Source organism: Ruminococcus sp. OM04-4AA, assembly GCF_003462585.1.
Classification (GTDB): domain Bacteria; phylum Bacillota; class Clostridia; order Lachnospirales; family Lachnospiraceae; genus Mediterraneibacter; species Mediterraneibacter faecis.
The window spans coordinates 70649-84849 of the sequence record NZ_QTZH01000005.1 but is presented as its reverse complement, the minus strand read 5'-3'; the positions used below and the strand labels follow the sequence as shown (position 1 = coordinate 84849).

Sequence of the window (14201 nt, the reverse complement as noted above, 5' to 3'; positions counted from 1 at the left end):
AATTATTATACCATTGTACTGATTCAATCAAACGATAGATTGAATACATATTATTTTAAGTATAACATCAATTAAAATTCATGTCATTACAAAATTTCTTTGATCAGATGCCATTTTTTTGTTCTATATTTACATTTCCGAAGGTTTTTCCCGTTTTTCATCAATCAATTCATAGAGTTTTTTAAATGCCTGGTGAATGCCTCCGACTTCGTCGATGATCCCTTCTCTTACAGCTTCTTCTCCTTCTAACAGTGTTCCTACATCTTTTACAAGCTGCGTAGGGTTCAACATCAGATCAACAAGACGTTTTTCTGTGATTTTAGAGTGTGCAGCAATAAATCTGGCAATTCTGTCCTGTGTACGTTCCATATTTCTCAGGCTCTGTGTCACACCGATAAAAGTACCGTTTGAACGAACCGGATGAACAACCATGGTTCCTGTCGGTACAATAAAGGAATAATCTGCCGAAACAGCAAGAGGACCGCCAATAGAATGACTTCCACCAAGGACAAGAGAAACGGTTGGTTTTCCCAAAGAAGCTATCATCTCCGCAATTGCAAGTCCAGCTTCAACATCTCCACCCAGTGTATTTAATAAAATGAGAACCCCCTCTACTTCATCGCTTTCTTCAGCTTCAGCCAGTTGTGGAAGTAAATGTTCGTACTTTGTTGCTTTAGTATTATTTGATACTGTTTCATGTCCTTCAATTTCACCTATAATTGTCAGAAGACGAATTTTGTAATTCTTTTTATTTTCATTTAACATTAACGCACCAAATTCTTTGATTTCATCTGATTTTTGCTTTTTTTCCTCGCTCATATAAATATGCCTCCTGTTGAAAGTAAATAAATACTATTACTAGATTGCACAGAATACGGGAAAATATGTATTGTATCCAATTCTGCATATCAATCTCCACAATTTAGGCAAAAGAGCTAACTACTGTTTAAAACCTGCAATTCGGATACAAAAAACAGGAGGTATGGATACAAAATCATGGGAATCCATACCTCCTGAATCATATGTTATTTATATTAATCTTCCAGTGCCTGTTCTACATCGGCAATCAGATCTTCGATATTCTCAATTCCAAGACTGAAACGAATCAGATCTGGCTGTACACCTGCTTCCAACAGTTCCTGCTCATTCATCTGTCTGTGTGTATGACTTGCAGGATGAAGTACGCAGCTTCTTGCGTCTGCTACATGAGTTACGATCGCAACCAGTTTCAGTTTGTCCATCATCTTAACTGCTGCTTCTCTTCCGCCCTTTAATCCAAAAGTAATAACACCGCATGTTCCATCCGGCATATATTTCTGAACAAGATCATAATCCTTGCTTCCCGGAAGTGATGGGCAGTTTACCCATGCCACTTTCTCGTGTCCCTGGAGATACTGTGCCATCTTTACAGCGTTCTCACAATGTCTTGGTACTCTCAAATGAAGGCTCTCAAGTCCAAGGTTCAGAAGAAATGCATTCTGTGGAGACTGGATCGATCCAAGATCTCTCATCAGCTGTGATGTTGCTTTTGTTATATAAGCAGCTTTGCCAAACTTTTCTGTGTATACAATTCCGTGATAAGTCTCATCCGGTGTTGTAAGTCCGGCAAACTTGTCTCCGTAAGCAGCCCAGTCAAAGTTACCGCTGTCAACGATTGCACCGCCAACACAGGCTGCATGTCCATCCATGTATTTTGTAGTTGAATGAGTAACAATATCTGCACCCCATTCAAAAGGACGACAGTTGATCGGTGTTGCAAATGTATTATCTACGATTAACGGAACATGATGTGCATGTGCAGCTTTTGCAAATTTCTCAAAATCAAAAACAGTCAATGCCGGATTGGCAATCGTCTCTCCAAAAACAGCTTTCGTATTCTCCTGAAATGCCGCATTCAGTTCTTCCTCTGTGCAGTCTGGGTCTACGAAAGTTGCTTTTACTCCCATCTTGCGGATTGTATGAGCAAACAGGTTGTAAGTACCGCCATACAAGGCAGAGGCACATACGATATGATCACCTTCTTCAGCAATATTCATAATCGCATAAAAGTTTGCTGCCTGTCCGGAAGAAGTCAGCATTGCTGCTACTCCACCCTCCATATCACAGATCTTTGCTGCTACTGCATCATTCGTCGGATTCTGAAGTCTTGTATAAAAATATCCGGACTCTTCAAGATCAAAAAGTCTTCCCATCTGATCACTGCTGGTGTAACGGAAGGTTGTGCTTTGTACGATCGGGAGCACACGTGGTTCACCGTTTCCCGGATTGTAACCGGACTGTACACATTTAGTTTCCATCTTGTAATTACTCATCATTGTCCCCCATTTCTTATAACTGATTATTCGTTCCAGTTATGGTATACGTCCTGAACATCATCATCTTCATCAAGAAGATCAAGTGTTTTCTGGATGTTTTTAATATCTTCTTCTTTTGTAAGATCAACATATGTCTGTGGAATCATTGTAACTTCAGCAGAAACCATAGGGATTCCGGCTTCTTCCATCTTCAGACGAACATCACTGAAGTCTTCCGGTGCTGTTAATACTTCGTAGCTGTCTTCTTCTTCGTTAAAGTCTTCAGCACCTGCATCAAGTACAGTCATCATAAGATCATCAGAGTCCATATCGCACTCTTCTTTATCAATAATGATCTGTCCTTTTTCATCGAACATGAAAGATACACATCCAGGTGTTCCTACGTTTCCGCTTCCCTTTGTAAATGCATTTCTTACATTGGAAGCTGTACGGTTCTTGTTATCTGTAAGAGTCTTAACGATAATAGCGGTTCCGTTCGGTCCATATCCTTCATATGTAATACGCTCATAGTTATCAGCAGTTCCTTCTCCGGCAGCTTTTTTGATATTTCTCTCGATTGTATCATTCGGCATGTTGTTTGCTTTTGCTTTTGCAATAACATCACGAAGTCTGCTGTTGTTTGTCGGATCAGCACTTCCACCTTCCTTAACAGCAATTGCAAGTTCACGTCCGATCTTTGTAAAAATCTTTCCTTTCGCTGCATCATTCTTTTCTTTCTTATGCTTGATATTCGCAAATTTAGAATGTCCTGACATATTCTGATTCTCCTTTTCTATTGTATCAATGTATTTTATATAAATTCACTTGCATTTACAGATACACACTAAGTTCTGTAAAGCACTATCCTTATGATTTTACCACGCTTTTTTTGTTCTGTAAAGAATTTGGTTGGATTTATGTAGTAAGATCCAGACTGATTCTTATTGCTTGGTCAATTTTTTTCATTCGTTCCTGATCGATATGACAGACATATTCTCTCAGTCTTTTCTTGTCAATTGTACGGATCTGTTCCAGCAGAATGACTGAATTTTTCATAATGTTATAATCATTTGTACAGATTTCAATATGTGTCGGCAATTTTGCCTTATTCATCTTCGACGTAATTGCGGCACAGATGATGGTTGGACTATGTCTGTTGCCTATGTTATTCTGTATTATAAGTACCGGCCGGATTCCACCTTGTTCGGAACCAACGACAGGACTAAGATCTGCGTAATAAATGTCGCCCCGTTTAATTATCAATTCATTCACACTCCGATATTCCAGTTACTTTTCGTATTTGTTCTCTGATTCTTCTCAGAACCTTTTGTTTTTCTTCTAAGAACATACTAAAGTATCTCCGGTTTTATCGGATGTATGCATGTCAACCGGATTCTTTCAATAATTCCGGTTATTCGAAATAATCAATCTGTTTTACGATCGTACCGTTTTTATAATACTCTCTCGGAACACGTTTGCTCAGATCACAGACAAATTCATAATTGAATCTTCCACTCAGATCAGAAAGATCTTCTACACGGATAACGGCGTCATTGTCTTTTCCGACCAAAGTAACCGGATCCATGAATTTTGCTTCCGGAATCTCTGTTACATCTACCATAAACTGATCCATGCAGACTCTTCCTACAATATCTGCACGTTTTCCATGGATAAGAACATAGCCTTTATTTGAAAGGGAACGCGGATATCCGTCACCGTATCCGACGGGAATCGTAGCGATCCGCATCTTCTTTGGCGCGACGAAAGTTCCACCGTAACTGATGGAAGTTCCTTTTTCCACATCCTTTACAAAGCTGATATGGCTGATTAATTCCAGTGCCGGTTTCAGGTCAACAGCATCTTTTTTTACTTCATCTGACGGATACATTCCATAAATAGAGATCCCGGCTCTGGCAAGATCATGCTTCATATCCGGAAAATCAATAATTCCGGCACTGTTATCACAATCATAATAGGAGATCTGGACTCCATTTTTTTCTAACTGTTCTTTCATCCAGAGGAATTTTTCATGTTGAGCAAATGTATAAGACTTATCAAATTCATCTGCCTTTGCAAAGTGTGTGAACATTCCTTCCATTTTAATATTAGGAAGTTTGCTGATTCTGGAAATTGTCTCAACACTCTCTTTGCTTACTTTGAATCCAATTCGTCCCATTCCTGTATCAATTTTTATGTGAAGAAATGCGGTCTTTCCTGACCTTACGGCAGCCTCAGCCATTCCCTTGGCCATCTCTTCTGTATAAACTGCTGCACGGATTTCTTTTTCAACCATTTCTTCATACTCATCAGGAAAAACACAGCCAAGAATCAAGATTGGTTTCTTGATTCCATGTGCTCTTAAAGTTCTTGCTTCTCCCATGCATGCTACAGCGTAACCCCAGATATAAGGCGTTTCCTCAAACATTTCCGCAAGAGGAACTGCTCCGTGTCCGTATGCATCCGTCTTGATAACAGCTATTAAACGTCCCTCCTGACCAATGCGATTTTTCATCTGTTCCATATTATATGCAATTGCGTCCAGATTGATCCGGGCACATACTCTGTTATACTGTTTCATAATTTATCTGCACTCCTTTGCATTCTTCATTGCATCGGCCATACCCTGAATCAGGTCTCTGGCTAATACGCTGTAACTTCCTTTGCTCTTTTTCGCTTCATCTCCACCACAGGCATGTAGGAAAACTCCCACAGTAGTGGCTTCAAATGGTGCCATATGCTGTGCAAGAAGTCCTGCAATCGTTCCGGCAAGAACGTCTCCGGAACCACCTTTTGCCATAGAGTTATTACCAGCGAGATTTACAAATTTCTGCCGATTTGTCTGTGCGACAACAGTACGACTGTCTTTTAACACACAGATTATGGATGATTTTGTATCCGGTCCGGATTGTTTTATGATCTGATCAAGTGCCTGGAAGCGATCTTCCATGATCGTATCAATACTCCATCCGGTCAGCCTTGACATTTCTTTCATATGTGGAGTTAAAATCACAGGTGCACAACATTGATTTAATAACTCTATATTCCTACTCAGTAAATTAAGTCCATCGGCATCTATGACACATGGACAAGATACATTTTTCAATACATTTTTCAATATCTTTTCGGAAATCTGTCCCATTCCAAGTCCACAGCCAATACAAACCACATCAGCCCAGTCAAGAAGATGAGACAGTTGACTGTCATCATAAGAATCATAGCAGGATATGATTGCCTCCGGAAGAAGTTCCTGCAGTGCCAGACGGTTTTCACTTGCTGTATAAATCTGTACTAGACCGGCACCAACTGTATAGGCAGCACAGGCAGAAAGGAATGCAGCACCAGCCATCCCGGGACTTCCGGTGATCATAAGAACTTTTCCATAACTTCCCTTGTGCGAATTCATCATTCTCGAAGGAAGAAGTTTTCCAAGATCATTTTTGTCAAAGGTATAACAAACATCCAGGTGATTCGAAAAATATTTCGGATCAATTCCAATTGCAACCGGAATGCTCTCTCCTGCATAGGACTTGCCAGGGAAAAGCTCACAGCCTAATTTTACACATGCCATACATACTGTAAGGTCGGCTCGAAATGCTGTCCCAAGAATCTTTCCTGTTGCAGCACAGATCCCGGATGGAATGTCAACAGCAACTTTTTCTGCATCCTGAAGATTCATCCAGTCGATCACATCTTTATAATGTCCTGTGATTTCACGGCAGAGTCCAACACCAAATACAGCATCAATTATTACAGTATATTCTTCATCCGGGAATTCTGTGAATACAGAAATCCCCATATTTTCTACAATCTGTTTCTGACATCGACATTCTTCACTTAAAGAAGCTTCTTTCCCTGCAAATAGTACATCTGCATGCTTTCCCTGTTCGGTTAAGAGCCTTGCTACTGCAAATCCGTCTCCACCATTGTTGCCGCTTCCACAAACAATCAGATTTTTTTCTGTGGAAATATTTTTCTTATGCATTGTCTCGACAATCTGAAGTGCTGCACGTTCCATAAGTACAAGGGATGGAATCCCAATTTCATGAATTGTGTGTGCATCAGCTTCACTCATCTGCTTCCCATTTGGAAGATATCTCATGCTTATCGCCTGACCTTTCTATCATTATTAATTCCTTTTAACATGAACAAATGCTGCGAAACCTCCTTTTGTCAGTTGGTCCCACAGCATCCTTGCAGCTTTGCTAGATTCTATTCTTTATCCTGCTGACAAAGGTTGTAAGATAACTTCATCAGTGTGTCAGATAAATGTACGTTCTCAACGACCACATCCTTTGGAAGGGAAAGGTCTGTATGTGCAAAATTCCAGATTCCCTTCACACCGTTATCTACCAGAATATCAGCCACTTCAATTGCTTTTGATTTTGGAAGTGTCAGTGCAGCAATTTCAATGTCATTATTCTTAAGAAAATCTTCCAGTTCATCAACCATACGCACAGGAATCCCCCTGATCGTTACGCCTTCCAGTCGAGGATTCACATCAAAAAGACTTTTCAGAATAAATCCGCTTCTTTCGAAGGAAGCATAGTTTGCCAGTGCCTGTCCTAAATTACCGGCACCAATGATAATAAAATTATGACTTCTATCCAATCCTAAGATCTTTCCAATCTCTGTATAAAGATATTTCACATTGTATCCGTACCCCTGCTGGCCGAATCCACCGAAATTATTCAGATCCTGACGTATCTGTGAAGCCGTTACATGCATCTTCTTACTCAGGTCACTGGATGAAATTCTCTCTACGCCAGCCTCCAGCAGATCTCCCAGATATCTGTAGTACCTCGGAAGTCTGGAAATGACTGCGCGTGATATCTTTCTTTGTTCCAATTTTTAGCCCTCCACTCTTAAACTACTCTTTATTATATAAAAGAGTTAAAGTTCTGTCAAACTTTTGTTTTGCAAAAACCTTTAAAATCCATATATTTTCCTTGTATTTTCGACATTTTTCTATATAATGATAATGTTAGAAGTCAAAAAACGAGGTGAAAATATATGATACTCGCATGTCACAATATAGAAAAAGCGTTTGGGGAACGCGAAATTGTACGAGACGGCTCCTTTCATATTGAAGATCGTGAGAAAGCTGCTCTTGTCGGTGTGAACGGCGCCGGGAAATCAACAATCCTTAAGATGATCATCGGAGAAGAACCTCTTGATGGTGGAGAGGTTATTCTCGCGAAAGGAAAGACACTCGGTTATCTTGCGCAGCGTCAGGATTTAAAATCCGGAAATACCATTTATGAGGAAGTAAAAAGTGCAAAAGCGGATATTTTTGCAATGGAAGCTCAGATTCGTTCCATTGAACATGAACTGAAGCATCTGGAAGGTGAGGAATTGCAGAGCCGCCTGGAGACCTACAATCGTCTACAGTCTGAATTTGATGCAAGAAACGGTTATGCCTGCGAAAGTGAGATTACAGGTGTATTAAAGGGACTTGGGTTTACGGAAGACGATTTTAATAAACAGACAGATACACTTTCAGGAGGTCAGAAGACCCGTGTTTCTCTCGGAAAATTACTGCTTACAAGTCCGGATATCCTCCTGCTTGATGAGCCGACAAACCACTTGGATCTGAATTCCATTGCCTGGCTGGAAACATATCTGATCAATTATTCCGGAGCGGTATTTATCGTCTCCCATGACCGTTATTTCCTGAATCGTGTTGTCACAAAAGTTGTTGAGATTGACAATGCACAGGTCCGCATGTACCTTGGAAATTATAAAGATTATGCAATGAAAAAACAGCAGATCCGAGATGCACAGCTGAAAGAATACATGAATCAGCAGCGTGAGATCAAACATCAGCAGGCTGTTATTGATAAATTAAAGTCTTTCAATCGTGAAAAATCAATCAAACGTGCAGAGAGTCGTGAGAAAATGCTTGACAGGATTACGCCATTGGACAAACCGGCTGACAGTACGAAAGAAATGCATTTTACGCTGGAACCATCGCAGATCAGCGGAAATGATGTTCTTACAGTGGAACATCTCTCAAAGCAATTTGACAGTCAGGTTCTCTTCAGTGATATCAGTTTTGAAATCAAACGTGGCGAACATGTCGCTGTGATTGGTGATAACGGAACCGGAAAGACAACACTTTTAAAGATCATTAATCAGGTTATCGCAGCGGATCAGGGCGAATTCACACTTGGATCCAAAGTGACGATTGGTTATTACGATCAGGAACATCACGTACTTCATGATGATAAGACCATTTTTGATGAGATTTCTGATGACTATCCTGATCTTACCAATACACAGATCAGAAATACACTTGCTGCATTCCAGTTTACAGGAGATGAAGTGTTCAAAGAAATTCATACGTTAAGCGGTGGAGAAAAAGGCCGCGTATCACTTGCCAAACTTATGCTTTCGGAAGCAAATTTTCTAATCCTTGATGAGCCGACCAACCATCTGGATATTACTTCCAAAGAAATTCTGGAAGAAGCATTAAATAACTACAGCGGAACGATACTTTATGTATCCCATGACCGTTATTTTATCAATCAGACCGCCTCCCGGATCCTTGAACTGGTGAATCAGACATTTGTTAATTACATCGGAAACTACGATTATTATCTGGAGAAAAAAGAAGCACTGACACTTGCTTATGCTTCTGGAAATGAAACAAATGCAGAAAATGTATCCAATTCAGGCAATTCTATGGCATCCACTCCTGCTTCGGATTCAAAATTAAGCTGGCAGGAACAGAAGGAACAGCAGGCACGTGAACGTAAACGTAAAAATGAGTTGAAGAAAACAGAGGAAGAAATCGCAAAACTCGAAGATCGCAACACAGAGATTGACGAGGAACTGACGAAAGAGGAAGTTTATTCGAACTCTATTGAGTGCCAGAAACTTTCAACAGAACGCGCTGCAAATGAAACAAGATTAGAAGAATTGTATGAATTGTGGGAAGAATTAGCAGAATAATGAATCTGCATAACAGTAATCGCCTGACAGCTACTATTTATGGTAACTGTCAGGCGATTTGTTTTAAGATTACATTTTCAAATTTAGTCAAACTTGAATCGGGATCAAGGTTTGTTTCTATACTGTACCGGTGTGATATTATACAGTTTTTTAAATGTTCTGTTAAAATGCTCTACATTCTGATATCCCACAGATTCTGCAATACTTTCTACAGTTGCACTGCTGCTCTTAAGCATTGCTCTTGCCTTTTTCATACGGATTTCTTTCAGAATATCTCCGAATGTCATTCCTGATTTTTCTTTAATGTATTTTGACAAATATGGTTTTGAAAGGAAGAACTTCTCAGCAAGATCGTCCAATGTAACTTCTTTATAATTTGCGTAAATATAATTTGTAATATCTAATAATCTTTCATCCTTGCATGTCTGGGATCTCTGTACGCTATCCAATTTATTCACTGCAACAACGAGTGCTTCAATAGATGCTTTGATAATATCGGCATCAACTCCGACACCCCAGTAACGCTTCTTGTTGGAAATAACACCGACATAAGCAACAGCTCTGGAAGAAGATCCTTTTGTCAAAGAATGCTCCTCGTAAAATGCAAGTTCAAATTCGATATCAAAATAATGCTTGATCGCATTGCTGACAGCATCCAGACGTCCGTTTCCAACACCTGTGATCTTGCGGTTGCTTCCATTGTGGTGAATCGTTGCTTCTGCGACAATTCCATCTTCTTGTTTAAAGTGGCATTCATCAACACTGAAAATTGGTTTCGCATTGATGTAATGGTCTTCAAAGATATGATATACATTGTCTGGTGTAAGTTCTTCGTGAGCCTTGTCGGAAACATCTTTTACAAGATATCCGACTTCTTCTCTCATCTTTTCCGGTAAGCTGATTCCAAAGCTCTGCTTCAGGATATAGTTTACGCCACCCTTTCCTGACTGGCTGTTAATACGAATTACATCGGAATCGTATCTTCTGCCAACATCCTGTGGATCGATCGGGAGATATGGAACAGTCCATGTCTGACAGTCATGCTCCTCTCTCCAGGTCATACCTTTCGCAATCGCATCCTGATGTGAGCCGGAGAATGCTGTAAATACAAGATCTCCTGCATATGGCTGACGCGGAGAAACTTTCATTCTTGTCACGCGTTCATAGACTTCACAAATGTCACTCATATTAGAGAAATCAAGTTCCGGATTCACACCCTGAGAAAACATATTCATTGCAAGTGTGATAATATCTACGTTACCTGTTCTCTCTCCGTTTCCGAACAATGTTCCTTCAATTTTATCAGCACCGGCAAGGATTCCAAGCTCAGCATCTGAAACTCCTGATCCTCTGTCATTGTGCGGATGCAGAGAAAGAATTACATTCTCTCTGTCGCGCAGATGCTTGTTAAAATACTCTACCTGACTTGCGAATACATGAGGCATAGCATTTTCCACTGTTGTAGGCAGGTTGATGATCGCTTTGTTATCAGCTGTTGGCTGCCAGATCTCAAGAACTGCGTTGCAGACTTCCAAGGCATAGTCAACTTCTGTTCCCTGAAAACTTTCCGGACTGTACTGGAATGTAAAGTTTCCATCTGTTTCTTCTGCTAACTCTTTCAAAAGCTTTGCACCGTCAATTGCAATCTGTTTTACCTGCTCTTTATCTTTCTTAAATACCTGTTCTCTTTGTGCAACAGATGTTGAATTATATACATGGATAATAGCATGTGGAGCACCTTTGACAGCGTCAAATGTTTTTCTGATAATATGCTCTCTTGCCTGTGTCAGAACCTGGATCGTAACGTCATCCGGAATCATATTCTGCTCGATCAATGTTCTTAAAAACTGATATTCTGTCTCAGACGCAGCCGGGAATCCAACTTCGATCATCTTGAATCCTACATCCACAAGCAGCTGGAAGAATTCCAACTTTTCATCCAGACTCATCGGCTCGATCAGTGCCTGGTTACCATCTCTCAAGTCAACACTGCACCAGATTGGTGCTTTGTCAATTGAATCTTTCTTTACCCAGTCATAACATGGCTCAGGTGGCATAAAGTAAGTCTTTTCGTATTTCCTCCAGTTTTCCATAATGTGTACCTCTCTTATATTTAATCAATTTAGTTGTTGTTTTTTAACACTCGTTTATATTAGCACAGGAAAGTCTTAGATTGTAGTGACTATTTTAATCACCTCGCTTGATCTTTTTTAATATTTCCTGCTTTTTGGTACGAATTTTGTATAGAAAACAGGTGGAAAATATATTCCACACATTTTTTGAAGGTTCTCTTTTCTGCATTCTGTGTTGTATAGACGGGATATTCACGGATCAATTTGTCATTTAACGTGCAGCGAATCCTGCCGACTTGCATTCCTTTCCTTACAGGAGCATCCAACTGATCAGGAATCTCATAGTCAACAGAAATCGTTTCATCTTCTTTCAATAGGAAAGAAACAGGTGTCAGATTTGCAGTAAGAGAAATCTTGGTTCCGTTTTTACCGGGATAAGCTATCGTATCTGAATGTGCTTTTATCCCATTATTAATAAATATCTGCCGGACAGGTAATTCAATTTCAAATGTCTTATATTGATAATGATCCAAAGCATAAGTCATAAGAGTTCTCATATCGGACCATTTATAACTCTTATTATTTGGCCATCCGCAGGCAAGGAGTGCAACAATAAACGTCCGCTTATCTCTACGCAGCGCACCGACATAACAATATCCGGCATCTGAAGTAAATCCTGTTTTTCCGGAAAGAGCGCCGTCCATCATATTTAAGAATGCATTATGATTATAACAGCTGAACGACCGTTTTCCTTCAACATCTTGAAACTGATAGGTTTCGGTACGCGTGATTGTAAGAAATTCTTCCTGTTTCTTAGAATTCATAATACAATAACGCATGATCCTTGCAAGATCTTCTGCTGTAGTGTGGTGGATTCCATTTGAATCTGCTGCATCCAATCCATTCGGTGTGATAAAATAAGTAGAATAACAGCCGATCGTCCGCGCTTTTCGGTTCATCAGATCTGCGAATTTCTCTACACTTCCGGCAACAGCTTCTGCAATTGCAACCCCAGAGTCATTATGTGACTCCAGCATTAAGGAATAAAGAAGATCTTTTAAATAGAACCGTTCTCCTGCAACCATTCCAAGATGTACCTTTGGCTGTGCAGCAGCCTGATCGCTTACTGTAACAATCTGATTTTCTGAATCCATTATGCTGCTCTCTAATGCAAGGATGCAGGTCATAATCTTTGTTGTACTTGCCATTGCCCGTTCTTCCTGTCCATTTTTGGAAAATAAAATACGCCCACTGTCTGCATCCATTAAGACGGCAGACAGGGCGTATAATTGTTTTAGCTCATCTGGAACTACCTGACGTTCGTTAGAACTGACATTTATCTTCCAGTTTTGTCCTGCATGATCAGATGTAGTTCCAAAAATATGAACCGGAAAAGAAATTCCAATGATCATGCTGACAATCAGTATGCGAACAAAGAATAAATAGATTCTGAAATACCACTTTTTAAATTCTATCATCAATTGATTTCCTGTCTATATTGGAAGCTCCATTCTTCTTTTAATTTTATGATTCCAATGCAAGTTGTAGAATTCAAAAATCAAATGTCCATACGGATCTTTGCCTCATCCTCTGCTTCTTCTTTGAAATGTTCCAGCTGCTCCGGATTCAATGACGGAAGATCATCAATCGACGGTACACTGAATCTTCTTAAGAATTCTTCCGTCGTGCCGAAAAGAATTGGTTTTCCAGGTGCATCAAGTCTTCCGACTTCTTCTACCAGACCATATTCCACAAGTTTATTTACTGCATGATCAGACTTTACTCCACGGATCTTCTCTACCTCGATCTTAGTGATCGGCTGTTTGTATGCAATGATTGACATTGTCTCAAGAAGAACGTCCGTCAGAGTATATTTCTTTGGCTGCTTTGCCACACGGATCAGATAGTCATACATTTCCTTCTTTGTACACATCTGATAAGACTTGTCCAGTTCAATGATGCGGATTCCTCTGTTCTTTGATTCGTATTTCTTCATCAGATCCTGAAGTAATTCTTCGGTTGTCTGCTCATCCTGTTCGATTGCTTTCGCAATTTTACTTAGTTCAACAGACTCTCCCATTGTAAATAAAATAGCTTCAATTGCAGCCTGAAGTGTTTTTACTCCTGCCATTTACACTACGTCTCCTTTTCTCTCGATCATGATCTCACCACAAGTAGATTCTTGTTCAACATAAATTTCACCCAGCTTCATCATTTCAAGAATTGCAAGAAATGTAACAACAACATGCATTTTACTTTTCTGCTTCTGAAGAAGCTGACGGAAACTGAACCGGCGGTGTTCCTGTAAATAATCACGCACATAAAGAAACTTATCTGTGAGTGAAACTTCCTCTTTCTCAATCTTGCCAAATTTACTTCTTACCGGATCCACTTTATCTGTCTGCCGACGCATAACTTCCTGAAAAACTTTCTTTAACTGTACCATTGTCAGATCCCCAAGTAAAAGGTCAAGATCAACTGGCTCCACATATTCCAGAACTTCTTCCGGAATTGTCGGATTCTTATATAAAATCAGATCCGCATCTACCTGGCGGTCTCTGAGCTCATAAGACATGTATTTATACATTTTATACTGCAGCAGCTGTTCAACCAGTTCCTGCCTTGGATCTTCTTCCTCTCCGTCTTCTTTGACTTCTTTTGGAAGAAGCATCTTGCATTTAATATCCAACAACGTCGCTGCCATAACAAGAAATTCACTCATCACATTCAGATCTTCCCGCTGCATCTGACGGATATATTCCATGTACTGATTCGTAATCTCCACAATGGGGATATCGTAAATATCTACTTTATTCTTCTCGATCAAATGAAGGAGCAGATCCAACGGTCCTTCAAATACTTCCAGTTTTACCGGTATTCCCAT

At 39.9% G+C, this 14201-nt stretch carries 12 protein-coding genes; 1 reads left to right on the top strand and 11 read right to left on the bottom strand.

What is annotated here, in order from left to right; all coding sequences use genetic code 11:
- Window positions 1–129 precede the first annotated feature (129 nt).
- From DXB52_RS03160 to DXB52_RS03130, 7 genes are all read right to left on the bottom strand, one after another.
- Window positions 130–819 carry a ClpP family protease gene (locus tag DXB52_RS03160; protein WP_020437035.1) on the bottom strand — a complete coding sequence of 230 codons (690 nt, stop codon included), beginning with the start codon at window positions 817–819 and terminating at the stop codon, window positions 130–132.
- A gap of 215 nt (window positions 820–1034) precedes the next feature.
- On the bottom strand, window positions 1035–2312 hold the full coding sequence (locus DXB52_RS03155) for an O-acetylhomoserine aminocarboxypropyltransferase/cysteine synthase family protein (RefSeq protein WP_117579040.1): 1278 nt from the start codon (window positions 2310–2312) through the stop codon (window positions 1035–1037).
- 26 nt (window positions 2313–2338) lie between these two features.
- Window positions 2339–3070: a YebC/PmpR family DNA-binding transcriptional regulator gene (locus DXB52_RS03150; RefSeq protein WP_015529279.1), complete on the bottom strand. Its 732-nt coding sequence runs from the start codon at window positions 3068–3070 to the stop codon at window positions 2339–2341.
- A gap of 139 nt (window positions 3071–3209) precedes the next feature.
- A complete protein-coding gene (locus tag DXB52_RS03145) occupies window positions 3210–3566 on the bottom strand; it encodes a type II toxin-antitoxin system PemK/MazF family toxin (RefSeq protein ID WP_472519928.1) in 357 nt (118 codons plus the stop codon).
- Between the two features lie 139 nt (window positions 3567–3705).
- Window positions 3706–4872 carry an alanine racemase gene (gene alr, locus DXB52_RS03140; RefSeq protein ID WP_118106518.1) on the bottom strand — a complete coding sequence of 389 codons (1167 nt, stop codon included), beginning with the start codon at window positions 4870–4872 and terminating at the stop codon, window positions 3706–3708.
- 3 nt (window positions 4873–4875) lie between these two features.
- A complete protein-coding gene (locus DXB52_RS03135; protein ID WP_472519927.1) occupies window positions 4876–6366 on the bottom strand; it encodes an NAD(P)H-hydrate dehydratase in 1491 nt (496 codons plus the stop codon).
- Window positions 6367–6503: 137 nt separating this feature from the next.
- Window positions 6504–7139, bottom strand: a complete 636-nt coding sequence (locus DXB52_RS03130) for a redox-sensing transcriptional repressor Rex (RefSeq protein ID WP_054751230.1) — start codon at window positions 7137–7139, stop codon at window positions 6504–6506.
- A gap of 165 nt (window positions 7140–7304) precedes the next feature.
- On the opposite strand from DXB52_RS03130, the gene abc-f reads away from it, so the two are divergent.
- A complete protein-coding gene (gene abc-f, locus DXB52_RS03125; protein ID WP_118106513.1) occupies window positions 7305–9245 on the top strand; it encodes a ribosomal protection-like ABC-F family protein in 1941 nt (646 codons plus the stop codon).
- Window positions 9246–9349: 104 nt separating this feature from the next.
- Here abc-f and DXB52_RS03120 read toward each other — a convergent pair whose 3' ends face one another.
- From DXB52_RS03120 to DXB52_RS03105, 4 genes are all read right to left on the bottom strand, one after another.
- Window positions 9350–11338, bottom strand: a complete 1989-nt coding sequence (locus DXB52_RS03120) for a 2-isopropylmalate synthase (protein ID WP_055172474.1) — start codon at window positions 11336–11338, stop codon at window positions 9350–9352.
- 98 nt (window positions 11339–11436) lie between these two features.
- Window positions 11437–12795: a D-alanyl-D-alanine carboxypeptidase family protein gene (locus DXB52_RS03115; protein WP_118106511.1), complete on the bottom strand. Its 1359-nt coding sequence runs from the start codon at window positions 12793–12795 to the stop codon at window positions 11437–11439.
- 80 nt (window positions 12796–12875) lie between these two features.
- Complete coding sequence (gene scpB / locus DXB52_RS03110; protein WP_117568244.1) at window positions 12876–13448, bottom strand: SMC-Scp complex subunit ScpB; 573 nt, start codon at window positions 13446–13448, stop codon at window positions 12876–12878.
- The gene (locus tag DXB52_RS03105) at window positions 13449–14201 is read right to left on the bottom strand and encodes a segregation and condensation protein A (RefSeq protein WP_055163155.1); all 753 of its coding nucleotides are present in this window, start codon (window positions 14199–14201) and stop codon (window positions 13449–13451) included. It lies immediately after the preceding gene.